This is a genomic window from Kribbella shirazensis (genome assembly GCF_011761605.1).
GTDB lineage: Bacteria > Actinomycetota > Actinomycetes > Propionibacteriales > Kribbellaceae > Kribbella > Kribbella shirazensis.
Genome location: NZ_JAASRO010000001.1, coordinates 1,539,678 through 1,563,406, shown reverse-complemented (window position 1 = coordinate 1,563,406; position 23,729 = coordinate 1,539,678). Strand labels below are relative to the sequence as shown.

Annotated in this window: 23 protein-coding genes; 8 read left to right on the top strand and 15 right to left on the bottom strand. The window is 69.8% G+C overall.

Annotation, left to right across the window (positions count from 1 at the left end):
- Positions 1 to 103 precede the first annotated feature (103 nt).
- Both hutU and hutH read right to left on the bottom strand, forming a co-directional pair.
- Complete coding sequence (gene hutU, locus BJY22_RS07665; RefSeq protein WP_167204773.1) at positions 104 to 1,759, bottom strand: urocanate hydratase; 1,656 nt, start codon at positions 1,757 to 1,759, stop codon at positions 104 to 106.
- Between the two features lie 15 nt (positions 1,760 to 1,774).
- Entirely contained in the window at positions 1,775 to 3,328 is a 1,554-nt protein-coding gene (hutH, locus tag BJY22_RS07660) for a histidine ammonia-lyase (protein WP_337758351.1), read from the bottom strand.
- Between the two features lie 104 nt (positions 3,329 to 3,432).
- On the opposite strand from hutH, the gene BJY22_RS07655 reads away from it, so the two are divergent.
- From BJY22_RS07655 to BJY22_RS07645, 3 genes are read left to right on the top strand one after another with little or no spacing between them, the layout of a single operon-like run.
- Positions 3,433 to 4,329 carry a GNAT family N-acetyltransferase gene (locus tag BJY22_RS07655; RefSeq protein WP_238350308.1) on the top strand — a complete coding sequence of 299 codons (897 nt, stop codon included), beginning with the start codon at positions 3,433 to 3,435 and terminating at the stop codon, positions 4,327 to 4,329.
- A complete protein-coding gene (locus BJY22_RS07650) occupies positions 4,326 to 4,517 on the top strand; it encodes a hypothetical protein (RefSeq protein WP_167204771.1) in 192 nt (63 codons plus the stop codon). The genes BJY22_RS07655 and BJY22_RS07650 overlap by 4 nt, the downstream gene beginning before the upstream one ends.
- A gap of 16 nt (positions 4,518 to 4,533) precedes the next feature.
- Positions 4,534 to 5,292, top strand: a complete 759-nt coding sequence (locus BJY22_RS07645) for an IclR family transcriptional regulator domain-containing protein (RefSeq protein WP_167204769.1) — start codon at positions 4,534 to 4,536, stop codon at positions 5,290 to 5,292.
- 469 nt (positions 5,293 to 5,761) lie between these two features.
- Here BJY22_RS07645 and rpsN read toward each other — a convergent pair whose 3' ends face one another.
- Both rpsN and rpmG read right to left on the bottom strand, forming a co-directional pair.
- Positions 5,762 to 6,067, bottom strand: a complete 306-nt coding sequence (rpsN, locus tag BJY22_RS07640) for a 30S ribosomal protein S14 (protein ID WP_167204767.1) — start codon at positions 6,065 to 6,067, stop codon at positions 5,762 to 5,764.
- Positions 6,067 to 6,234 carry a 50S ribosomal protein L33 gene (rpmG, locus tag BJY22_RS07635; protein ID WP_167204765.1) on the bottom strand — a complete coding sequence of 56 codons (168 nt, stop codon included), beginning with the start codon at positions 6,232 to 6,234 and terminating at the stop codon, positions 6,067 to 6,069. Before rpmG ends, rpsN begins: the two co-directional genes overlap by 1 nt.
- 103 nt (positions 6,235 to 6,337) lie before the next feature.
- Here rpmG and BJY22_RS07630 point away from each other — a divergent pair, with 103 nt between their 5' ends.
- The 3 genes from BJY22_RS07630 (at position 6,338) to BJY22_RS07620 (ending at position 9,244) form a co-directional block, all read left to right on the top strand.
- Entirely contained in the window at positions 6,338 to 7,420 is a 1,083-nt protein-coding gene (locus BJY22_RS07630; protein WP_167204763.1) for a GTP-binding protein, read from the top strand.
- The gene (locus tag BJY22_RS07625) at positions 7,417 to 7,662 is read left to right on the top strand and encodes a type B 50S ribosomal protein L31 (protein ID WP_167204761.1); all 246 of its coding nucleotides are present in this window, start codon (positions 7,417 to 7,419) and stop codon (positions 7,660 to 7,662) included. The genes BJY22_RS07630 and BJY22_RS07625 overlap by 4 nt, the downstream gene beginning before the upstream one ends.
- 157 nt (positions 7,663 to 7,819) lie before the next feature.
- On the top strand, positions 7,820 to 9,244 hold the full coding sequence (locus tag BJY22_RS07620) for an aromatic amino acid ammonia-lyase (RefSeq protein WP_167204759.1): 1,425 nt from the start codon (positions 7,820 to 7,822) through the stop codon (positions 9,242 to 9,244).
- Positions 9,245 to 9,286: 42 nt separating this feature from the next.
- Here the strand turns inward: BJY22_RS07620 and BJY22_RS07615 are convergent, their stop codons facing one another.
- The 7 genes from BJY22_RS07615 to kdpF form a co-directional block, all read right to left on the bottom strand.
- Positions 9,287 to 10,129, bottom strand: coding sequence for a prenyltransferase/squalene oxidase repeat-containing protein (locus BJY22_RS07615; RefSeq protein ID WP_167204757.1), 843 nt, complete (start codon positions 10,127 to 10,129; stop codon positions 9,287 to 9,289).
- A gap of 50 nt (positions 10,130 to 10,179) precedes the next feature.
- Positions 10,180 to 10,857 carry a response regulator gene (locus tag BJY22_RS07610; RefSeq protein WP_167204755.1) on the bottom strand — a complete coding sequence of 226 codons (678 nt, stop codon included), beginning with the start codon at positions 10,855 to 10,857 and terminating at the stop codon, positions 10,180 to 10,182.
- Positions 10,858 to 10,968: 111 nt separating this feature from the next.
- On the bottom strand, positions 10,969 to 13,536 hold the full coding sequence (locus BJY22_RS07605; protein ID WP_167204753.1) for a sensor histidine kinase: 2,568 nt from the start codon (positions 13,534 to 13,536) through the stop codon (positions 10,969 to 10,971).
- A gap of 12 nt (positions 13,537 to 13,548) precedes the next feature.
- Positions 13,549 to 14,178 carry a K(+)-transporting ATPase subunit C gene (kdpC, locus tag BJY22_RS07600; protein ID WP_167204751.1) on the bottom strand — a complete coding sequence of 210 codons (630 nt, stop codon included), beginning with the start codon at positions 14,176 to 14,178 and terminating at the stop codon, positions 13,549 to 13,551.
- A gap of 13 nt (positions 14,179 to 14,191) precedes the next feature.
- Entirely contained in the window at positions 14,192 to 16,261 is a 2,070-nt protein-coding gene (kdpB, locus tag BJY22_RS07595) for a potassium-transporting ATPase subunit KdpB (protein ID WP_167217996.1), read from the bottom strand.
- An 8-nt stretch (positions 16,262 to 16,269) separates the two neighbouring features.
- Positions 16,270 to 17,931 (bottom strand): potassium-transporting ATPase subunit KdpA, encoded by a 1,662-nt coding sequence (kdpA, locus tag BJY22_RS07590; RefSeq protein ID WP_167204749.1) that lies wholly within the window; start codon positions 17,929 to 17,931, stop codon positions 16,270 to 16,272.
- The gene (gene kdpF / locus BJY22_RS07585) at positions 17,931 to 18,020 is read right to left on the bottom strand and encodes a K(+)-transporting ATPase subunit F (RefSeq protein WP_167204747.1); all 90 of its coding nucleotides are present in this window, start codon (positions 18,018 to 18,020) and stop codon (positions 17,931 to 17,933) included. The genes kdpA and kdpF overlap by 1 nt, the downstream gene beginning before the upstream one ends.
- A 134-nt stretch (positions 18,021 to 18,154) precedes the next feature.
- On the opposite strand from kdpF, the gene BJY22_RS07580 reads away from it, so the two are divergent.
- Positions 18,155 to 18,775, top strand: coding sequence for a hypothetical protein (locus BJY22_RS07580; protein WP_167204745.1), 621 nt, complete (start codon positions 18,155 to 18,157; stop codon positions 18,773 to 18,775).
- Here the strand turns inward: BJY22_RS07580 and BJY22_RS07575 are convergent.
- The 4 genes from BJY22_RS07575 to BJY22_RS07560 form a co-directional block, all read right to left on the bottom strand.
- Complete coding sequence (locus BJY22_RS07575) at positions 18,772 to 19,578, bottom strand: PhzF family phenazine biosynthesis protein (protein WP_167204743.1); 807 nt, start codon at positions 19,576 to 19,578, stop codon at positions 18,772 to 18,774. The genes BJY22_RS07580 and BJY22_RS07575 overlap by 4 nt on opposite strands.
- A 62-nt stretch (positions 19,579 to 19,640) precedes the next feature.
- Entirely contained in the window at positions 19,641 to 20,513 is an 873-nt protein-coding gene (locus BJY22_RS07570; RefSeq protein ID WP_167204741.1) for a MarR family winged helix-turn-helix transcriptional regulator, read from the bottom strand.
- A 43-nt stretch (positions 20,514 to 20,556) separates the two neighbouring features.
- Positions 20,557 to 21,117, bottom strand: coding sequence for a cupin domain-containing protein (locus BJY22_RS07565; protein ID WP_167204739.1), 561 nt, complete (start codon positions 21,115 to 21,117; stop codon positions 20,557 to 20,559).
- A 12-nt stretch (positions 21,118 to 21,129) separates the two neighbouring features.
- Positions 21,130 to 22,176 carry an amidohydrolase family protein gene (locus BJY22_RS07560; protein WP_167204737.1) on the bottom strand — a complete coding sequence of 349 codons (1,047 nt, stop codon included), beginning with the start codon at positions 22,174 to 22,176 and terminating at the stop codon, positions 21,130 to 21,132.
- A 281-nt stretch (positions 22,177 to 22,457) separates the two neighbouring features.
- Here BJY22_RS07560 and BJY22_RS07555 point away from each other — a divergent pair, with 281 nt between their 5' ends.
- Complete coding sequence (locus tag BJY22_RS07555; RefSeq protein ID WP_167204735.1) at positions 22,458 to 23,465, top strand: LacI family DNA-binding transcriptional regulator; 1,008 nt, start codon at positions 22,458 to 22,460, stop codon at positions 23,463 to 23,465.
- Positions 23,466 to 23,729: the final 264 nt, after the last annotated feature.

The window sequence follows — 23,729 nt, the reverse complement described above, 5'->3', positions numbered from 1 at the left end:
GACCCTAGCGGACCAATCCCCCGAAACCACGCGATCGCACGGTTTCTCGCTCCGTGGGAAAGTGCACCGTAGCAGTACAAATTGCGACGGTCGCACTCCGCAGTCAGTTCTCCCGCATCGGGACCCTGACACCCTTCTCGTCGGCGACTTCCACAGCCTTGTCGTAGCCGGCGTCGACGTGACGGATCACACCCATCGCCGGGTCGTTGGTCAGTACCCGCTCCAGCTTCCGCCGGGCCAGGTCGGTGCCGTCGGCAACGGACACCTGGCCGGCGTGGATGGACCGGCCGATCCCGACGCCGCCGCCGTGGTGGATCGACACCCAGGACGCGCCGCTGGCCACGTTCACCATCGCGTTCAGCAACGGCCAGTCCGCGATCGCGTCCGAGCCGTCCAGCATGCCTTCGGTCTCCCGGTACGGCGACGCGACGCTGCCGGTGTCCAAGTGGTCCCGGCCGATCACGATCGGCGCCTCGAGTTCACCGGAGGCCACCATCTCGTTGAACCGCACACCGGCCTTGTCCCGCTCACCCTGACCGAGCCAGCAGATCCGCGCCGGCAGGCCCTGGAACGCGACCCGCTCACCGGCCAGCTTGATCCACCGGCTCAGGTGCTCGTTGTCCGGGAACAGGTCCAGGATCGCCTGGTCCGTCTTCGCGATGTCGGCCGGGTTGCCGGACAGCGCCGCCCACCGGAACGGGCCCTTCCCCTCACAGAACAACGGCCGGATGTACGCCGGCACGAAGCCGGGGAACTCGAACGCCCGGGAGTACCCGGCCTTACGGGCCTCGTCCCGGATCGAGTTGCCGTAGTCGAACACCTCGGCACCCGCGTCCTGGAACCCGACCATCGCCTCGACGTGCCGGGCCATCGACTCCTGCGCCCGCTCGGTGAACCCGGCCGGATCCTTCTCCCGCGCGGTCGTCCAGTCCTCGAAGTCGATCCCGACCGGCAGGTACATCAACGGGTCGTGCGCCGACGTCTGGTCGGTCACCACGTCGATCGGCGCACCGCGCCGCAGCAGGTCCGGAACGATCGTCGCGGCGTTGCCCAGCACACCGATCGACAGCGGCTTCCGCGCCGCCTTCGCCTCCTCGGCCAGGCGCAGCGCCTCGTCGACCGAGGACGCCCGTACGTCGAGGTAGCGGTGCTCGATGCGGCGCTGGATCCGCGACTCGTCGACGTCGACGCAGATCGCGACGCCGTCGTTCATCGTGACCGCCAACGGCTGCGCACCACCCATGCCGCCGAGCCCGGCGGTCAGCGTGATCGTGCCGGCGAGCGAGCCTCCGAACTTCTTCTCCGCGACCGCGCCGAAGGTCTCGTAGGTGCCCTGCAGGATGCCCTGGGTGCCGATGTAGATCCACGACCCGGCCGTCATCTGGCCGTACATCGTGAGTCCCATCGCCTCCAGCTTGCGGAACTCCTCCCAGGTGGCCCAGTCGCCGACCAGGTTCGAGTTCGCGATCAGCACCCGCGGCGCCCACTCGTGCGTCTGCATGACGCCGACCGGGCGGCCGGACTGCACGAGCATGGTCTCGTCGTCCTTCAGCGTGGTCAGCGTGCGGACCATCGCGTCGAACGAGTTCCAGTCCCGGGCCGCCTTACCGGAACCGCCGTACACGACGAGCTCGTCCGGGTGCTCGGCCACCTCGGGGTCGAGGTTGTTCTGCAGCATCCGCAGCGCGGCCTCCTGCTGCCAGCCGCGGGCAGTCAGGGTGGTGCCGCGGGGCGCGCGGACAGGACGTGGTCCGGACATGGGTGATCCAGCCTTTCAGTTCAGCGGGCCGGTGACGGCCTCGGCGGCGGTGACATAGGTGCCGTCGGCAACGAGCCGGACGGCGTACTCGATCTCGGGAGCGAGGAACCGGTCGGTGGCCGGCCCTTCGACGTACTCCCGCAGGGCGGTCCGGACGGCGGCGGTGGCCGGTGCCGGGTCCAGCGGCGCGCGCAGGTCGAGCGCCCGCGCGGCGGTGAGGATCTCGATCGCCAGCACCCGCTGCAGGCCGTCGACCGCCTTGCGCAGCTTGCGCGCGGCGGACCAGCCCATCGACACGTGGTCCTCCTGCATCGCGCTGCTCGGGATCGAGTCGACGCTGGCAGGTACGGCGAGACGCTTCAGCTCGGAGACGATCGCGGCCTGCGTGTACTGCGCGATCATGTGTCCACTGTCCACGCCGGGGTCGTCGGCGAGGAACGCGTTCAGACCGTGGTTGCGGGCGACGTCGAGGAAGCGGTCGGTACGGCGTTCGCTGATGCTCGCGAGATCGGCCACGGCGATCGCGAGGAAGTCGAGGACGTACCCGATCGGGGCGCCGTGGAAGTTGCCGTTGGACTCGACGCGACCGTCCGGCAGCACGACCGGGTTGTCGATCGCGGCGGCGAGTTCGCGGCCGGCGACACTCGCCGCGTGCGCCGCGGTGTCGCGGGCGGCGCCGTGGACCTGGGGAGAACACCGCAGCGAGTAGGCGTCCTGGACGCGGTTGCAGTCCGGGCCGCGGTGGCTGGCGACGATCGCGCTGTCCTTGAGGATCGCGCGCAGGTTGGCGGCGGCCGCTGCCTGGCCCGGATGCGGGCGCAGGGCCTGCAGGTCCTCGGCGAACACCCGGTCGGTGCCGAGCTGGGCCTCGACGCTCATCGCGGCGGCGAGGTCGGCGGTCTTGAACAGGCGGTCGAGATCGGCGAGCGCGAGCACCAGCATGCCGAGCATGCCGTCGGTCCCGTTGATCAGCGCGAGACCTTCCTTCTCTGCCAGGACGACCGGCTGCAGGCCGTGCGTCTGCAGCGCTTCACCCGCGTCGAGAAGGTTGCCGTCGGCATCGCGGACCTTGCCCTCGCCCATGATCGCGAGCGCGACATGGGACAGCGGGGCGAGGTCGCCGGAGCATCCGAGGCTGCCGTACTCGTGCACGACCGGCGTCAGGTGGGCGTTCAGCAGATCGGCGTACGCCTGGGCTGTCTCGATCCTCACTCCGGTGCGTCCGGTGGCGAGCGTCGAGAGTCGCAGCAGGGCGAGCGCCCGGACGACCTCGGTCTCCACCTCGGGACCGGAGCCGGCCGCGTGCGAGCGGATCAGGCTGCGCTGGAGTTGTGCCCGGAGGTCCGGCGCGATGTGGCGCGTGGCGAGTGCGCCGAACCCGGTCGAGACGCCGTAGTGCGGGGTGTCCGCGTGCGCGAGCGCCTCGATCGCGGCCCGGGACTTCGCGATCTCCTCGAGCGCCTGGTCGTCGATCCGTACCTGTGCGCCGTACCGCGCGACCGCGACCACCTGGGCCGGGGTCAGCGGCCCGACCCCTATCTTCACCGTGCCGTTCACCGTGTACTCCACCCGATCATTGCACCGCGCCGACGCGGTCCCGGACAGCAGCGCCGTACCACTTTTCGTCTCGGATCCGAGACGTCGGCGACCCTCGGTAGCCGTAGAGTCCTGCCATGGTGTTCGAGATCCGGTCGGCGGGACCGGAGGACGCGGTGGGGATCGCGAAGGTGTGGGCCGCGGCGATGCCGCAACTGGTGAAGACGGCGCGCGCGATCGAGCTGCAGTTGCGGCACGGCCGGAGCCAAGAGGTGCTGATCGCCGTCGACGGGCCGGACGTGGTCGGATACGCGAACATCTACCTGCCGTCACCGGGCGGCGAGGCGCCGCGGGTGCGGATCACGGTCCAGGTGCCACCGGAGTACCGCAAGCGCGGGATCGGGAGTGCACTGGCGGCCGCGATCACCGAGCGGGCCGTCGCGGCCGGCGCCGGGCGGTTGCTGGTTGTCGTGGGCGACGACGAGGACTCGCAGCGCTTTGCCACGCGGCACGCGTTCACGGTGGGGCGGCGGATGACGCATGCGGCGGCTGAGTTGAGCGCGGCGCCTGAGCCCGCTGCGCCGCCGGAGGGTTTGCGCGTGGCGACGTACGACGAGCTGGAGCCGCGACAGGTGTTCGACGCGGAGGTCCAGGTTCGCGAGGACGACCCGAGCGGGTTGTCGGGCGGACCGGCGTACGAGGAGTGGGAGCGTACGTCGTGGCACAACCCGGACGTGCGCTACGACCTGAGCGCCGCCGTACTCGACGGGGACCGGGTGCTGTCGTTCGTGACGACCACGGCGGACCCGGACCGGACACTGATCTGGTCGAATCTGACCGGCACGATCCCGTCGGCGCGTGGCCGCGGGCTGGCGAAGGTGGTGAAGTCCGTGGCGCTCGCGCGAGCGCGGGACGCCGGGTTCACGGTCGCGTCGACCGGGAACGACGCGGCGAACGAGCCGATGCTCGCGGTCAACCGGTGGCTCGGCTACCGGGAGACCTCGGCTGCCTGGACCGCGGAGAAGACACTGTGAAACGGCTCGCGGTCTCGCTGGCGTTCTTCCTGGTGCTGTCGCTCGCCGTCGGGCTGCTGCTGTCCGGGCCCGCCCTCATGGACTGGCCGGTCGCCGGCGGGCTGTTCGCGGTCGCCGTCCTCGGCGAGGGCTTCCGCTTCTGGCTGCGCAGGAATCGGGCGAAGAAGCGCGACTCGTCGATCGTGTGAGGGTTACGCTGCCGTTGTGAGCGGCAACGTTCCCGCCTCGACCCGCACGTTGCGGGTGCTGACGTTCCTGGCCACGCAGCCCGGTCCGGTACCGATGGAGCGCATCGCCTCCGCGGTCGGACTGCCACGCTCGTCGACGTACCACTTGCTACGGGCAATGATCGACGAGGGGTTCGTCGTGCATCTGCCCGAGGAGAAGCGGTACGGGCTCGGGGTTGCCGCTTTCGAGATCGGGTCCGCGTATCTGCGGCACGACCCGCTCGAGCGGCTGGCGCGGCCGTTGCTGGTCCAGTTGGTGCACGAGGTGGGTCAGACGGCGCATCTCGGCGTACTGCACGGCCGGGAGCTGGTGTACCTGCTGAAGGAGCAGCCGCCGCGGCCCGTGACGCTCGTGACCGATGTCGGCGTACGGCTGCCCGCGACCCTCACCGCGTCCGGCCGCGCGCTGCTTGCCGAACTGCCGCCGGCGCAGGTACGGGCGCTGTTCCCGTCACCTGAGTCCTTCGTACGACGGACCGACCTCGGGCCGCAGACGCTCACCCAACTCCGGCGGCTCCTGGCGGAGGAGAAACGGCAGGGGTTCGCGGTCGAGGACTCGTTCATCACCCCCGGCATGGCGTCCGTAGCCAGCGCCGCCATCGACCACGCCGGCCACCCCGTCGCCGCCATCAGCGTCACCTTCCGCACCGACACCGTCCCACCCACCGACCGCCCCCACCTCGCCCACAAAATCCGCCAAGCCGCCAAAGCCCTCACGCGCCGCCTCCACGGCTAGAAGAACTAACAGCAGAGGTGCTACTTCAGGAAGAGCTAACAGGTGCCGTGCTACCGGCGGCAGACCTAGCACGGGAGGTGCTGCGGCGGGGTTAGGCGGATGACGTTGCGGGGGTGGTCGAGGTGGTAGACCCACGCGCTTCGCAGGCACTTCGTTCGCCGCGCCGCTCCTCAGCTCGCCCGCTACACGCGCTCCCATCCACCCCGGGCTTGGCTTGGTGGTCCGCGCCGCACCTTCGTCGGGGTGACGCCCGAGGGTTGGTCGCGTGGGGAGTTCTGCTGGTCGTTTCAGGTGGGCAGGATTCCCCAGGCCACCCGTCGCCACGTGTTCGCCGGTGCCGACCAGGTCGCTCGCGGTGATCGACCGACTAGTGCTGATGATGCGCGGACCAGGCGGTTGAGGCCGGTGCGGGTGGTGCTGGGTGCCTGCTCCGTGTAGTACTCGGTGCTTTCCTCTGCTTTCCGGTGAACTACCAGGACGACTTGGTGATGCCAGGGAGTTCGCCTCGGTGGGCCATGGTGCGGAAGCGGATGCGGGAGATGCCGGCCTTGCCGATGTAGCCGCGGGGGCGGCCGTCTACGGTGTCGCGGTTGCGGATGCGGATGGGGCTGGCGTCTCTCGGGAGCTTCTGGAGCTTGAGTTGCGCCTCGGCGCGGTCGGAGGCCGACGTACCAGGGTCTGCGATGGTCGCCTTCAGGGCGGCGCGCCGCTCGGAGTAGTGGGCGACGGTACGGCGGCGCTGGTCGTTCTTCGCGATCTTCGCCGTGGTGGCCATTACCGCTCTTCGCGGAAGTCGACGTGGGTGCGCAGCTTCGGGTCGTACTTGCGGATGACGAGCCGGTCGGGATTGTTCCGGCGGTTCTTCCGCGTTACATAGGTGTATCCGGTACCCGCCGTACTGCGGAGCTTGACGATGGGGCGGAGGTCGTTGCGCTTGGCCATGCTGTCCTCTCTCTCACCCCGGTGAACGCCCGCGGGGTGGCGGCTATTCCGGTTCAGAGGGTACGTTGTATTGGTTATCGTTTTCAACAAGACGGGAGACTCGATGCTGCCGGTGACCTTGCTGACGGGCCTCGACGACGAGTTCCGCGGCGCCATGGCGGGGAATCTGCTGGCCGCCACCGGCCAGGCCGGGGTCCTGGTCGAGTACGACGTGAGCGCCCTGAGCACCGGCTCCGTCGTCCGGACCGCGCGGACCGCGACCGGCGTGATCGACCGCGAGGTGATCACCATGGACCACCCGTGCGTCTCATGTGCGATGCGCGGGTCCCTCGTCCAGCTACTGACGAGCATCGCGGCCGTCGAGCGGTACGACGTGGCGATCGTCAGCGTCCCGACCGCCGGCGACACCCACGCGATCGCCACCGAGATCGCGCAGGAACCGGAACTCACCGTCGACGCGGTCGTCACCACCGTCGACACGACCACCGTCGTCCCCGATCTCACCGGGGAGCAGCTGATCCGCGAGCGCGGCGTACCGACCGCCGCCGAGGACGGTCGCGCGATCGCCGAGGTCGCCGTACGCCAACTGGAGTCGGCGAACGCGGCGGTCCTGAGCAGCGACGACACCATCGTCCGCGCGCTGATCCAGGCGATCAATCCGCAACTGCTCGTCCGGACCACCCCCGCCGGACTGCTCGGCCTGCGGCTGCAGGTCCCCGTCGTCGAGGACGGCTCGATCGCGGCACCTGTGGACGGCGAGGCGCAGACGCTCGTCTGGCAGTCCGGCCGGCCGTTCCATCCCGAGCGGCTGTACGACGCCCTCGAGGACCTGGTCAACGGCACGGCCCGCGGCCGCGGCACGCTCTGGATCGCGACCCAGCACCGCAACCGGCTCAGCTGGGACAGCTTCGGCACGAACGTCTCGATCGGCGTCCTCGGCCCCTGGCTGGCCGACCTCCCCGCCGACCGCTGGTCCGCCGTCGGGCAGCAGCACCAGGCCCGCTCGGCCCTCGAATGGCATCCCGAGTACGGCGACCGCGCGTCGTACCTCTCGCTCACCGGCGTCGGGCTGGACCTGCGGGAATTACGGGACCGCCTGGACGGTTGTGTCCTGCGTGCGGACGAAGCGGTCCACCCCCTGACCGATCCGTTCGCCCCCTACTTGGAAGGAAGTACCGCAGCATGAAGAAGGACATCCACCCCGACTACCGCCGGGTCGTCTTCCGGGACAAGTCCGGCAACTTCAGCTTCCTCACCGGTTCGACCCGCGAGAGCAACGAGACCGTCGAGTGGCACGACGGGAACACCTACCCGGTCGTCGACGTCGAGATCTCGTCCGCGAGCCACCCGTTCTACACGGGCCAGCAGCGCGTGATGGACACCCAGGGCCGCGTGGAGAAGTTCAAGAAGCGCTACGGCCGGTCATAGACCCCGCGTACCTCGGACAGTTTCCAGGGACCTCGGACATCTGACCAGATGTCCGAGGTCCCTTCCGCATGTCCGGGGGTCCCAGCATCTCGGATACGAGACGCCGGGGTGAGCGCGTCGGTTACCCAGCGGCGGGCCGCGGTTTCACACTGAGGGGATGGAGCCGGTTGAGCTGACGGGCGCCGGGCTGGCGCCGTTAGAAGCGGTGGCCCTCGGGCAGCGGCGTACTGCGGTACGCCTGGGCGACGACGCGCGGAACCGGATGCACGAGTCGGCGCAACTGGTGGCCGACGTGGCGGAGCGGCAGCCCGTGTACGGGCGGACCACCGGCGTCGGTGCGAACCGCGACGTGCTGACCTCCGACCCCGAGCACGGCGCCCGGTTGCTCCGATCGCACTCGACGACCGGTACGACGGCGTACCCGAAGGACGTCGTCCGGCTCGGCCTGCTGATCCGGGTGAACCAGCTCGCCGCCGGCGGATCAGGACTCGAACCGGCGGTCGCCGACGCGATCGTCGACCTGCTCAACGACGACGACCTCCCCGAACTGCACCGCGGCGGCGCGATCGGGACCGGCGATCTCGGCCCGCTCGCCGAACTCGGTCTCGCGCTCGGCGACGTCATCGACGGCACCAGCGCGCTCCCGCTGCTGTCCAGCAACGCGTTCACGCTGGCCGAGTGCTGTCTGGCGTACGTCGACGCGTCGACACTGATCAACGTCGTACCGCTCGTCGGCGCGCTCTCACACGTCGCGCTCCGCGGCAACGCCGAGGTGTACGACACCCGCGTCCACGAGGCTCGGCCGCAGCCGGGCCAGGTCCGGGTCGCGCGCCGGATGCGCGAACTGCTCGACGGGTTCCCGCTGCCGCCGGCCCGTGTCCAGGATCCGTTCGGTCTGCGGGCCTTCGCCCAGGTCCTCGGACCGGCCGTCGACCATTCCGATGCCCTGGGCAACAGTGTGCGCATCGACATCAACGCGGCGGCGGAGAACCCGCTGGTCGCCGGCGGGACCGTGCTGCACAACGGCAACTGGCACGCGATGCCGATCGCCCTCGCCCTCGACTCGCTCCGCCTCAGCCTGCACAGCGTCGCCACCCTCTCGACGACGCGGGTCGCGAACCTGGTCGACCCGGACTACACCGGCCTCAGCCGGTTCCTGGCCAGCGGCGCCGAGGCGAGCTCGGGCGTGATGATGATCGAGTACGTCGCGCACGACGCGCTCGCCGCGGTGCGCTCGTCCGCACAGCCCGCGACCCTCGGTACGGCGACGTTGTCCCGCGGCGCCGAACTGCATGCCAGCTTCGCCCCGCAGGCCGCCGCGCTGACGAAGCAACTCCTCGACGCTCTCCGCGAGGTGCTTGCCAGCGAACTCGTCACCGCCGTCCGCGCGATCCGGTTGGCCGGTCTCACCCCTGACGACCTGGCTCCGGCCGCCGTCGGCCCCTGGCTGGCGGACGCGCTCACGGCCCTCCCCGGCGACCTGGCCGACCGCTCGCTCCGCGAGGACCTGGAGATCGCCCGCGGTCTTCTGACCCAGTGGGGCGACCGCCAGGTTGAGCATCCCGCCGAGTCCGGTACCTAAGGACAGACACCCCAGGAGGTAAGGGTGTCTGTCCTCAGGCACTCAGAGCCGGTTGTACGCCTTCAGGGTGCGGAGGGCGCCGACGGTGACCATGCCGCGGTACTCGAGGGTGGCGGCGGGACCCGGCGGTTCCCAGGTGATCGCCCAGCCGCCGTCGTCCTGCTGGTCGGCGATCAGGCGGTCCAGGTGGGCCTCGAGTTGCTCGTCGGTAAAGAGTGGGCGCCAGAAGCTGTCCGGGGTCGGCGCGAATTGCAGGGGCGTCACGCCGTACGACGGATCGGCCGCGTCGCCGCGGTAGTGCGCGAGCTTCGGCAGCCACTCGCGGACCCGGTCGAAGTCGACATCACCGGTGTGTTCGAGGAACTCGAGCGCCTCGTGCAGGCCGTGGGCGTCCTCCGGGAAGCCCTTGGCCAGCTCGGCCGCGCACCAGGCGCCGGCCTTGTCGCGCCACGGGTGTTCGACGCCGAGCTTGTGCAGCCGTCCGACCAGTCCCGCAGTCGGGTTCAGGCCCGGCTGATACGTCCACTCGCTGATGTGCTCGGCGCGCGGATAACCCTCGACCGCCGGACCGCACAGCGGCACCGCGCCGTCGGGTGTCGCGACCGAGTCGAGCCAGTCGACGGCCCGCCGTACCAGCTCGTCGTCGCGGGCACCGGCCGCCAGCAGCGTGTCGAACGCGACCTCCACGTCGAGCGGCAGGCTGTCCGGACACCGCTTGTCCGGCTCCAGCCCGTGCCCGAATCCGCCGTCGGCGTTCTGGAACCCGCGCAGCGCGTCGACCACGCCGTGCGGATCAGCGCCCTCGAAGATCGTCGCGAAGAGCCGTCGCTCGAGCACCCGAGCGTCCCGCCGTACGAAGTCCCGTCCTGCCGTGAAGATGTCCATGTCCCGAGCCTCCCGCAGTTCCGGTTGTCACGTCTTGAACGAAACGGACGTCACGGCTCGAACCTGTACCCCATTCCGGGCTCGGTCAGCAGGTGGCGCGGGCGGGCGGGGTCGGGTTCGAGCTTGCGGCGGAGCTGGCCCATGTAGAAGCGGAGGTTGCCACCGGCGGTTTCGTAGCCGGGGCCCCAGACCTCCGTCAGGAGCTGGCGTTGGGACATCAGCTTGCCGGGGTTGCGGACCAGGACCTCCAGCAGGTGCCACTCGGTCGGGGTGAGGCGGATGTCCTCGCCGTTCTCCGGCGTGACGCGCTTCGCGGACAGGTCGACGCTGATGCCGCCGACGGTCACGACCGGCTGGTCCTGCGTGGCGTTGCTGCGGCGCAGTACGGCGCGCATGCGGGCCAGCAGCTCGTCGATCCCGAACGGCTTGGTCACGTAGTCGTCCGCGCCGGCGTCCAGCGCCTCGACCTTGTCGGTCTGGTCGGTCCGCCCGGACAGCACCAAGATCGGCGCCTCGGTCCAGCCGCGCAGCCCGCGGATCACGTCCACGCCGTCGAAGTCCGGCAGCCCGAGGTCGAGGATCACCAGCTCCGGCGGATGCTGAGCGGCCACCTTCAGCGCCGCCGTACCGGTGCCGGCCACGTGCACCTCGTACCCGCGCGCCTTCAGGTTGATCTGCAGCGCCCGCACGATCTGCGGCTCGTCGTCAACCACGAGAACCCTGGTCATTGGGCCTCCCGTCCTGGACTGAGGAGCGCAGGGAGCGAAGCGACCGGAGCGACGAGGGAAGGACGGGAGTTACAGCCCAATGACCCGTCGCGACGGAGTCGCGACATCAACTCAGTCATCACGCCCTTCCTGTTCGGATCGTTCGCGGGCTCCGGGGACCGGTACGTCGGGACGCACCACAGCGGTCGGGATCGAGACCACCATGGTCAGTCCACCACCTGGCGTGTCCTCGGGCTGCAAGGTGCCCTGCATCGCCTCGGCGAGTCCTCGGGCCAGCGCCAGCCCGAGCCCGACGCCGACCGTGTTGTCGGTGTCGCCGAGTCGCTGGAACGGCGCGAACACCCGGTCCCGGTCCTGCTGAGGGATCCCCGGCCCGCGGTCGATCACCCGGATCTCGACGGTGTCGCCGAGCGCGCTCCCGGTGACCAAGGGCGGCTGTCCGGGCGGCGAGTAGCGGATCGCGTTCGCCAGCAGGTTCGCCACGACGCGTTCCAGCAGGGCCGGATCCGCCTCGACCAGCGGCAGCGTGTGGGGGATGTCGACGGTCACCTGGTCCGCTTCGTCACCCAGCTCGGACAGTACGCCGGGCAGAATCTCGTCCAGCGCCATCGGGCGGGTGAAGACCGGGAGTACGCCGGCCTGCAGCCGACTCAGATCGAGCAGGTTGTCGACCAACCGCGACAACCGGTCCAGCGACTCGTCCGCGGTCTCCAGCAGCTCCGCGCGCTCCGACTCACTCCACTCGACATCGTCGCTGCGCAGACTCGTCACCGACGCCTTCGCCGACGCCAGCGGGGACCGCAGGTCGTGACCGACGGCCCGGAGCAGCGCCGTCCGCAACTTGTCGGCCTCGGCCAACGGCTTCGCCTCGGCGGCCGCCTCGCTCAACCGGGCCCGATCGACCAGCGCGGCCGCGTGTGCCGCCATCGCCCCGACCAGCCGCCGCTCGTCCGCCTCCAACTGGTGACCCTGCAGTACCAGGACCAGATCGTCCCGGGCCGGGACCTCCGCGTCGGCCTCCTCCGGCCGGGTACAGGTCAGCGTCCCGGCCGAGGCCAACGGCCGCCACACCTCGGTGAGCTCGTCGTCCACCCGCTCCATCAGGCACGCGCCGGTCATCCCGAACGCCTCGCGGACCCGCTCGAGCAGGGCGGGCAGCCCTGTCTCACCCCGCAGTACCGAACCGGCCAAGGTCGCCAACGTCTCCGACTCCGCGGCCGCGCGGGCAGCCTGTCTGGTACGCCGGGCCGCGCGGTCGACGACCGAGCTGACCATCGTCGCGACCAGCACGAAGATCACCAGCGCCAGCGCATTGTTGAACTCGGCGATCGTGAACGTACCGGTCGGCGGCGTGAAGAAGTAGTTCAGCACGATCGACCCACCGATCGCTGTCACCAGCGCCGGCCACAGGCCACCGATCAGCGCCACCACGACCACGGCGAGCAGGAACGCCAGCACGTTGCTGGTCAGGTTCAGCGAGTCGTCGCCCAGGCCGAGCAGCAACGCCAGCAGCGGTTGGAGAGCGATCCCGACGACGAGCCCCTGGATCTTGCGGCGCCGCGACAGGCTCCCCTGCGTCCGCGGCAGCCTGCCCCGGCCCATCTCCGAGTGCGTGACGATGTGGACGTCGATGTCACCCGAATCGCGAATCGTGCTGGCGCCGATGCCCGGCCCGGAGAACGCCGTACCGAACCGGGACCGGCGGCTGCCTCCGAGGACCAACTGGGTCGCGTTCTCGGCACGGGCGAAGGTCAGCAGAGCGGCCGGGATGTCGTCGCCGATCACCTGGTGATAGGTCCCGCCGATCTTCTCGACGAGGTTGCGCTGCTCCGCGAGTTGTTTCGGGTTCGCGCCGGTCAGCCCGTCGGAGCGGGCGACGTGCACCGCGAGCAGGTCGCCGCCCGAGGACCGCGCGGCGATCCGGGCTGCGCGCCGGATCAGGGTCTCGCCCTCGGGGCCGCCGGTGAGCGCGACGACGACCCGCTCGCGGGTGTCCCAGGTCGAGTCGATGTCGTGCTGCGCACGGTACTGCTGCAGGCCGGCGTCCACGCGGTCGGCGAGCCAGAGCAGCGCGAGCTCGCGCAGCGCGGACAGGTTGCCGACCCGGAAGTAGTTGCCCAGGGCAGCGTCCACCTTGTCGGCGGCGTAGATGTTGCCGTGGGCCATCCGCCGGCGCAGCGCCTCCGGTGTCATGTCGACCAGCTCGATCTGGTCGGCGGCCCGCACCACCCGGTCCGGGACCGTCTCCTGCTGCGGTACGCCGGTGATCTTCTCGACCACGTCGTTGATCGACTCCAGGTGCTGGATGTTCACCGTGGTGATCACGTCGATCCCGGCGGCCAGCAGCTCCTCGATGTCCTGCCAGCGCTTCTCGTTCCGGCTGCCGGGAACGTTGGTGTGCGCCATCTCGTCAACCAGCGCCACGGAAGGACGGCGAGTCAGGACGGCATCCAGATCCATCTCGGTGAAGCTCGCGCCGCGGTGGTCCATGATCTTCCGCGGCACGAGCTCCAGCCCCGCGAGCATCTCCGCGGTGTTCTTCCGGCCGTGTGTCTCGACGAACCCGATCACGACGTCCGTGCCCCGGCCAAGGCGTCGTTGCCCCTCACCCAGCATCTTGTACGTCTTGCCGACGCCGGGCGCGGCGCCCAGATATACCCGTAGATGGCCGCGCTTCATACTTCGATGATCTCAGCTCGTCGCCAGCGCGGCGTTCAGCGTCACCACGTTGACCCGCGGCTCCCCCAGGAAGCCCAGCGTGCGGCCCTTCGTGTTCTCCTCGACCAGCTCCTTCACCTCCTCCACGGACAGGCCGCGCTCCCGGGCGACCCGGGCGATCTGGAGAGCGGCGTACGCCGGGCTGATGTCGGGATCGAGCCCGCTGGCGCCGGCCGTGACGGCGTCCGGCGGGACCTGGGACGGGTCGACGCCCTCCAGTTCCGCGACCGTCTTGCGGCGCTCAGCGATCGCCGCGGTCAGGTCGGCGTTGTTCGGGCCGAGGTTGGACCCGCCGCTGGCCATCGCGTCGTAGTCGCCCGCGGACGGCCGGGTCTGGAACCACTTCGGGTCCGCGACCATGATCGGCTCGCCTTCCGCGTTCTTCTTGCCGCTGTCCATCGTGTACGCCTGGCCGATGAGGTCCGAGGCCACGGGCTTGCTGTTCATCTCGACGATCGAGCCGTTCGCATTGCCGTGGAACAGCACCTGGGAGGCACCGGTCATCACCAGCGGATAGCCGATGCCCAGAACCACCGTGAAGAAGAGCAGCGCCCGCAGCGCCACCCCGAACTGCCGGGCCCAGCCGGGCAGATTGCTTGCCATCACCAACTACCTTTCACCGTAGACCGGGGATCAGCGAGATCACCAGATCGAGGATCTTGATCCCGACGAACGGCGTGATCAGCCCGCCCACGCCGTACACGAGGAGATTGCGGCGCAGCATCGCCGACGCCGACGACGGCCGGTACCGGACGCCCCGCAGGGCCAGCGGCACCAGGGCGACGATGACGAGGGCGTTGAAGACGATCGCCGACACGATCGCGGACTCCGGCGAGTGCAGGCCCATCACGTTCAGCTTGTCCAGCCCCGGGTACACGGGAGCGAAGAGCGCCGGCAGGATCGCGAAGTACTTCGCCACGTCGTTCGCGATCGAGAACGTGGTCAGCGAACCGCGGGTGATCAGCAACTGCTTGCCGATCTCGACGATCTCGATCAGCTTGGTCGGGTTCGAGTCGAGGTCGACCATGTTGCCGGCCTCCTTGGCGGCCGACGTACCGGAGTTCATCGCCACGCCGACATCGGCCTGTGCGAGCGCCGGGGCGTCGTTGGTACCGTCGCCGGTCATCGCGACCAGCCGGCCGCCCTCCTGCTCCTTCTTGATCAGCGCCATCTTGTCCTCGGGCGTCGCCTCGGCCAGGAAGTCGTCGACCCCGGCCTCGTCGGCGATCGCCTTCGCGGTCAGCTGGTTGTCACCGGTGATCATCACGGTCCGGATGCCCATCGCGCGCATCTGGTCGAACCGCTCCCGCATCCCCTCCTTGACGACGTCCTTGAGGTGGATGACACCCAGCGCGCGGGCCGTCCCATCGATGCTCTCGGCAACGACCAGCGGGGTTCCGCCGGAGGCCGAGATCCCGTCGACGATCTCGCCGAGCTTCGGGTCGCTCGTCCCACCTTGGCTGGTGATCCATACGTTCACCGCACCGGCCGCACCCTTGCGCACCTGACGCCCGTCCACGTCCACACCGCTCATCCGGGTCTGCGCGGTGAACTCCACGAACGTCGCGTGCGGCAACTCTCCCGTGTGCCGCTCGCGCAGGCCGTACCCGGTCTTCGCCAGGACGACGATCGACCGGCCCTCCGGCGTCTCGTCCGCGAGGCTGGACAGCTGCGCCGCGTCGGCCAGCTCCGTGTCGGTCACACCCTGCACCGGGATGAACTCGGCCGCCTGCCGGTTGCCCAGCGTGATCGTGCCGGTCTTGTCCAGCAGCAGGGTGTTCACGTCGCCCGCGGCCTCGACCGCGCGACCGGACATCGCCAGCACGTTGCGCTGCACCAGCCGGTCCATGCCCGCGATACCGATCGCGGACAGCAGCGCGCCGATCGTGGTCGGGATCAGGCAGACCAGCAGCGCGACCAGGATCACGATGCTCAGGTCCGTGTTCGCGTACCTCGCGAACGTCGGCAGCGTCACGGTCGCGATCATGAACACGATCGTCAGGCTCGCCAGCAGGATGTTCAGCGCGATCTCGTTCGGCGTCTTCTGCCGGGCGGCGCCCTCGACCAGGGCGATCATCCGGTCGATGAAGCTCTCGCCGGGCCTGGTGGTGATCTTCACGACGATCCGGTCCGACAACACCGTCGTACCGCCGGTGACCGCGCTCCGGTCGCCACCCGACTCGCGGATGACCGGCGCGGACTCGCCGGTGATCGCCGACTCGTCGACACTCGCCACGCCCTCGACGACGTCTCCGTCGCCGGGGATGATCTGGCCGGCCTCGACGACGACCAGGTCGCCGAGCTGCAGTTGGGTCGCGGGGATCTGCTCCTCACTGCCGTCGCCGGTCAGCCGCCGGGCCGTGGTCTCGGTCTTCGCCCGGCGCAGCGTCTCGGCCTGGGCCTTGCCGCGACCCTCCGCGACCGCCTCCGCCAGGTTCGCGAAGAGCACGGTCAGCCACAGCCACACCACGATCCACCAGACGAACACGCTGGAGTCGGTGAAGGCGAGGACCGTCGCCGCGACCGCGCCGACCTCGACGACGAACATCACCGGGTTCTTCCACATCACCCGCGGATCGAGCTTGCGCAGCGCGTCCGGCAGCGAGGTGAGCAGCATCTTCGGGTCGAACAGACCCGACGGTGCCGTCTTCGGGGGTGCCGCCGGTTTCGAGACGGGCGGCGTCATCAGGGTGGTCACAGTCCCTCCGCGAGGGGTCCGAGAGTCAGGGCGGGGAAGTAGGTCAGGCCGGTCACGATCACGACGACACCGACGAGCATCGTCACGAACAGGGCCCTGTGGGTGGGCAGCGTGCCCTGGGTCACCGGCACCGGCTGCTGCCGTGCGAGCGAGCCGGCCAGGGCCAGCGCGAACACGATCGGCACGAACCGGCCGAGCAGCATCGCCAGACCGAGAGCGACGTTGTAGAAGGGGATGTTCCCGCTCAGCCCGGCGAACGCGCTGCCGTTGTTGTTGCCGGCCGACGTGAACGCGTACAGCACCTCGGAGAACCCGTGCGGGCTGTCGACGTTGAGGATCGAGGCCCGCGCCACGGCCAGCCCCATCGCGATCGAGGCGCCGACGAGGACGACGGCCGGCGTCGTCAGGATGTAGAGCGAGACGAGCTTCATCTCGCGCGCGGTGATCTTCTTCTTCAGGTACTCCGGCGTACGCCCGACCATCAGGCCCGCGACGAACACGGTGAGGATCGCGAGGATCAGCATGCCGTACAGACCGGTGCCTACACCGCCGGGCGACACCTCCCCGAGCATCATGTGGAACAGCGCCGTACCGCCGCCGAGCGGGGTGAACGAGTCGTGCATGGAGTTCACGGCGCCTGTCGACGTACCGGTCGTGGAGGTCGCGAACAGCGCCGACGCCCATTCGCCGAAGCGAGTCTCCTTGCCTTCCATCGCGGCGCCCGCGGCGTGGGTCGCCGTACCCGCGCCCTGGTTCTCGAAGAACGTCGCGGCGAAGGTGAAGGCAGCCCAGAGCGTGCCCATCACGCCGAGGATCGCGTACCCCTGCCGCTTGTCCTTCACCATCAGGCCGAAGGTGCGGGTGATGCAGACCGGGATGAGCAGCAGGAGGAAGATCTCGAACAGGTTGGACAGCGGGTTCGGGTTCTCGAACGGGTGCGCGGAGTTGGCGTTGTAGTAGCCGCCGCCGTTCGTGCCGAGCTCCTTGATGACCTCCTGGCTGGCCACCGGCCCGCCGGGGACGGTCTGCGACTGGCCGACGACCGAAGTGATCTCGTGCCCACCTGAGAAGTTCTGTACGACGCCCAGCGCGACCAGCACCAGCGTGCCGACGACCGCGATCGGGAGCAGGATCCGCAGGGTCGTCCGGGTCAGGTCGACCCAGAAGTTGCCGAGCCGGTCCGTCTTCGACCGCGCGAAGCCGCGGATCACCGCGACCGCCACGGCCATGCCGACGGCGGCGGACAGGAAGTTCTGCACCGCCAGTCCGGCGAACTGGACCAGGTGGCCGAGGGTCGCCTCGGGCACGTAGTTCTGCCAGTTGGTGTTGGACACGAACGACGCGGCGGTGTTGAACGCCAGACCGGACTCGACGTTCGGCAGGCCGAGCGACAACGGCAGCCAGTGCTGCACGCGCTGGAGCAGGAACAACAGCACCAGCCCGACGACGGAGAACGCGATCACCGAGCGGGCATACACTGCCCAGGTCTGGTCCGCCTTCGCATCGACGCCGAACAGTTTGTACGTCGCACGCTCGAACGCCAGGTCCTTGTCCGACGTGTAGACCCTGGCCATGTAGCCGCCGAGCGGCCGGTAGACGGCCGCCAGACAGGCGAGGAGAAGGCCGACCTGCAACAGGCCGGCAGCGGTGTCCGACATCAGAACCTCTCGGGAAAGACCAGGGCGGCGATCAGATAGAGGACCAGAGCAACGGCCACGACGAGGCCGGCGATGTTCTCAGAACTCATGACTTCACTGCACACCGGTCGCTGCCCGATCAGGAGTGTTCTCGCAGGCCTCTCACACCCGCTGACACAGCTCTCACAGGGTTCTCACATACTTACGCTGGCAATCCCACCGACAGACAGGGAAGAACAACCACGTGACCGAACTGGACACCCCCGCCCCCGCCGAGCAGTTCTTCTCCGCGGAGACCCGGGCCGCTCTCCTCGAGGCGAGCCGCAAGCTCTCCGAGCGGCTCCTGGCACACACCGAAGCGCTGCTCGCGATGACCGGCGAGGAGGACCACGCGACGCTCTTCGAGCACAACGCCGCGCTCGAGGGCGTGGTCGAGGACTGGAACGACGCCGTCTTCGAGCACACCGGTACGACGCCGCTGCTGCTGGACGAGTCCGACGACGAGGACGACGAAGAGGTCGAGGACGACCAGGTGATCAGCGTGGTGTCGCGGTTCGACCTGCGCGTGGTCGACCTGGACGCGCTGCTGGAGGCCGGTCGCGCCGCCCAGGAGCGGCACCCCGCCGAGCTGGACGAGTCCGGCGACCGCGACCCGGTCGACACCGCCGAGCAGGCGATCTACGAGATCAGCCGCGAGGTCGGCGAGGCGTGGTTCGAGCTGCCGGGCATCGAGATGGTGGCCGGCGCCCGGGCGTACGTCGTACCCGAACCGCCCTTCGAACCGCTGGACGCCGACGCCGAGGACGTCGTCACCGAACTGATCGCCCCGAACGGCGTCGCGACGCACGCCGAGACGTGGGCCTAGACGAGTAGTTCACCGTCCAGGACGGTGACCGCGCGGCCCTTGAGGTAGACGCGGTCGCCGGCCGGTACCACCTGGACGACCCCGCCTCGGGCGGACGCCTGGTAGCCCACCAGGTCGTCCCGCCCGAGGCGTTCGGCCCAGTACGGCGCCAGGCTCGTGTGCGCGCTCCCCGTGACCGGGTCCTCCGGGATCCCGCTCGCCGGAGCGAAGAACCGCGAGACGAAGTCGTACTCCGATCCCTGTGCGGTCACGATCACCCCGCGCAGCTTCTCCCGGACCGTGATCGCCGCGATCTCGTCGTACTGCGGTTGCACCGCGAGGACCGTCGCCTCGTCGGCGACGACGACCAGCAGATCGCGCAGCTCGCCCGTGACGTAGACCTCCTGCGGCTCGACGCCCACCGCCGCGGCCAGCCCGTCCGGAGCCGGCAGGTCGATCGGGCGGTTGACCGGGAAGTCCAGGGTGATGCCGTCGTCAGTGACGTCCGCGACCAGTACGCCGCTCAGCGTCGCGAAGCTCGCCTTGCCGGAAACCTTCCCGTCCGCCGCCAGCACGTGCGCTGTCGCCAACGTCGCGTGGCCGCACAACACCACTTCCTTCGTCGGCGTGAACCAGCGCAGGTCCCAGTCCGCCTCGGATCCGGCCGACGGGCGGACGAACGCCGTCTCCGCGTGCTTCAGCTCGGCAGCAACGCTCTGCATCCAGCCCTCGTCCGGCCAGTCCCCTGCCTCGAGCACACAGACCCCCGCCGGATTCCCCGCGAAGGCCCGCTCGGTGAACGCGTCGACCACCCGAATCCTCATGGCCCCGACGCTAACGAGCGGCCTGGCCCAGTTTCCATATCCACTTGCGCCCCGAGTGGCCCTTAGAGGCGCTTCTCGAACCAGTGATGTGCGTAGGGCTCGGTGTTGAAGGGCGGGACGTCCTGGTAGCCCGCGGAACGGTAGAGGGCGATCGCCTCGGTCAGGTTGCGGTTGGTCTCCAGCCGTACGGCGGGAGCTCCGTGGGCGGCCGCCGCGCGTTCGAGTTCGGTGAGGAGGCGGCGGCCCAGGCCGAGTCCGCGCGCGTCGGTGGCGACCCACATCCGCTTGATCTCGGCCGGGTCGGTGCCGTGGAACTTGAGCGCGCCGCAGCCGACCGGCTCGGCGTGAAGTGTTGCCATCAGCAACAACCCGGCGGGCGGCGTCAACTCGGCGTTGTCCGCGGAGATGCTTCGCGACCGGTCGAACCCGGCCTCGAAGCGCTCGCCGAGCTCGGCGAAGTACGACTCCAGGCAGTACTGCGCCGCCGGTAGCCGCGGGTCCACCGCGTCGACCCGCACCATCGACGCGGTCAGCAACCGCGCCACCTCGTCCATCGCGGCAACCAGCCGCTTCCGCTGCCGCCCGTCGAGCGGCTCGAGGATCGACTCCGCGAGTTCGTCCGACCGCTCGTCCAGCACCTGCCGCTCGGCGAGGCCGTCCGCGGTCAACCGGGCGATCCGCACCCGGCCGTCGTCCTCGCTCGGCTCGACGCGGACCAGCCCGGCCGTCTCCAGCGACCGGAGCAGCCGGCTCACGTACCCGGAATCGAGATCGAGCCGGGCCCGCAACGAGCGGACGTCACACCCGTTCGGCCCGATCTCCCACAGCACCCGGTCCTGCCCGAGCGGCCGGCCCCGGGACAGATAGGCGTCGTGCAGCGCCCCGACCCGCTGCGTGACGACCCGGTTGAACCGCCGTACCTCCGCCACACCCATTCTCTGACCTTAGTCAGAGAATGGGCGCTGCGTGAAGAGGTCCTCAGTCGATCGGGCGGAGTTCGTCGGCGTACGAGACGGAGACGCGGCGGAGGACGCCGTCCTTGACGGAGTACTGGCCCATGCGCCACAGGGGTGGGCTGTAGGCGTGGATGGTGACGCTGCCCTTGTCGAGGCCGGTGAGCCGGTGGATGTGGTCGGGGCCGAAGCCGTACACGTCGCCGGCCTCGACCTCGGTCTCGATCGCGGCGGTGCCGACGGCGAGGTTGTGTTCGACGAGCTTGCCCCGGGCAACGGCTACCGCGCCAGAGGAGACGTCGTGGTCGTGCCAGCCGGTGTCGTTGACCGGCGTCCAGCAGATCAGCCAGACGTCGACGTTCGCGTCCCGGTGGAGCGAGGCGAACACCCGCTCCTCGTCGCTGTACGCGACCTTGTCCTCCCACAGGTGCGGCTGCGCGGCGATCGACGCGGCCAGCTCGGACAGCTCGTCCGGCGTCAGATCACGACCCGGGAGGTCGTCCAGCGACAGACAGTTGTTGAGCTCCACGAGCCGGCTGGCCTGGCGCGCCGGGACGTTGGGTACGTCGATGGGCTGAGCAGTCACTGCACTCCCCTCTCAGTTGGGTGCGTCTTCCAACCCCACGCCGTAGCGAGCAGGTGCTCGGCGGAGTGCCTCGGTGAGCGGGAGCGGAGGGGTCGATGTTGGTTCATCGTTCCCTTCGCTCCCGCTCAGCGAGGTGCCCGCCGAGTGCCGCGCAGTAGGCGTGGGGTTGGGAGACGCACCCTCGGATCCGGCGCCGAACAGGAGCCGGTGCGGGTTGTCGTGGCGGATCACCGCGGTCGCGGCGTCGCCCTGGCGAAGGTCGGTGGTGTCCGCGTACGGCCGGTCCGTGCCGTGCACGACCTGGTCGATGCCGAGGACCCGCGCGACCGCGTCGATTCCCTGCGGGCCGTAGCTCGAGGTGTCGACGTACAGATTCGGATCGATGGTGCCGAGGCGTCCGCCGCGCGCCGTCAGCCGCTCGTGGTGCACCGGCGCGAGACCGGCCGCGGCGACGAAACACAACCGCAGGCCCGGGTACGTACGCCGTCCGCCGAAGGCATGCCATGCCCACCAGGCGGCCTGCAGTTGCGTGCTGTAGTCCACGACCGGCGCCCACCAGCCGGGCGCCGCGGTCGACGACGCCGCGCCGGGATGCACCAGGATCGGCTTCCCCATCCGCTCGACGGCGCTCAGCAACTCCCCTTGCGCCTCCCACGCGGACGGCGTACCGAGCACGTGCGCCGGCAGCTGCAATCCCAGAAAGCCCTTGTGGAGCAGGGATTCCAGCCCAGCGACATCCGGCTCGAGCAGATCGACGGACGCCCATGCGCGGAACGGCGCGGGGAGCTCGGCGGCCCCGTCGTGCCAGGCGGCGAGCAGCTCGGCATCCCCCAGTTCTTCGACGCCGAGCGGGCTCGACAGCGACACTGCGGCGAGCGTCGTACCGGCGTCCCGCTCGAGGGCGACCCGCTTACCGATCTCATGCGCCGCCGGATCCACGTCGTACGGCGCCTCGGTCGCGGTGTGCAGCGTCCAGCCGTCGAGGTACGGCGGCTCGCGGCGCGCCCGCAACCGCTCCACGAACGCCTCCGGCCAGAGGTGCTGGTGAACGTCGATCATCACCCTCTCCTCCCGCCGGTTTGATCAGATTGAAGCGCTTCAGTATGTGTAGAGTGAAGCGCTTCAATGGTGCGCCTGTCAAGTTTCTGTCCATGGCTGGGGCTAGGGCATGGGCGCCGATCCAGCGTCGTCGCGAGCAGGTGCTCGGGGGTGTAGCTCGGCGCGCCGGGGCGAAGGTCTCGATGCGGAGCATCGTGGCCTTTGCACCGGTGCGGCGAGATGCGCCGCCGAGTGCCGCGCAGTAGGCGCTGGATCGGCGCCCATGCCCTAAGGTCGTGGACATGTCCGGAACCGGTCGGAGGCCAACCCTCAAGGACATCGCTGCCGAGACCGGGCTCTCGATGGCCGCCGTGTCGTACGCACTGCGCGGTCTGCACGGCACGCCCGAGACCCGGCAGCGGGTCCAGGACGCCGCCGACCGCCTCGGCTACCAGGCCGACCCGGTCGCCCGCGCGCTCGCGTCCGGCCGCAGCGGCTCGATCGGCGTCCTGTGCGCCTCGCTCGAAGACCTCTGGCAGCAGCGCCTCGCCGCCGCCCTCGGCCGCGAGCTCCTCGCCCCGGACCGCAACGCCTGGATCATCGACTCCGCCGGCGACGCCGACCGGCAGCTCGAGCTCGCCCAGCACCTGGTCGACCACCGCGCCGACGCGATCGTGGTGGTCCCGATCAACCCGGCCGCCAAGGCCTGGGCCGACATCGCCCAGCAGGTGCCGGTGATCGCGATCGGCGACGCCCTGCCTGGCGCGAAGGCGAAGTCCGAGGTGATTCTCGACAACGAGTCCGGTGTGAGCACGGCGCTGCGCCGCCTCGCGGACGCCGGCCACCGCGACATCGCCGTACTGAGCCCGACCCGCCGCTTCGAAGTGGAGCGCCCTGCCGAGGAGATCGCTCAGCGGGTGGCGGCGGACCTCGGACTGACCATCCTGCTCCGGCAGTGCCCGCACGACCTGGCCGGCGCCACCGACGTCGCCCGCACCCTGCTCACCAACACCCCGCGACCGACCGGCATCCTCGCGCTCGCCGACTCGATGGCCTTCGGGGTGTACGCCGCCAGCCGCGAGCTCGGCCTGCGCATCCCCGACGACCTGTCCCTGCTCGGGTACGACGACCAGCCGATGTCCCAGCTGCTCACCCCACCCCTGTCGACGTTCCACTGGCCACTCGACGAGCTGGTCACCCACGTCGTCTCGCGCGTCACATCCGCCGTAGACACCAACCGCCGCGTCCGCCGCACCACCCTCACCCCCACCCTGATAGAGCGCGCCTCGGTAGCCGCCCCACCCACCTGACCAGGACGACCACCGATACGCGACAGATTCCACCCGAGCGAAATTAGACTAGTTCACTCGACTTACTACCCCTTGTCCAGAATCCGGACCCTGCGACATCGCGCTGAACCATCACGCCCTGCCACATCCTCTGATGGGTTGGCCCACCAGATGCAGGGTTTACTACCCGGATCCGAGTGGTAAACCCTGCACCTCGAACGCCCACCCACCAGATGCCGGGCGAGCGGGTGCAGCACGGGGCGGGTTGGGGCGCGGGGCGGGCAC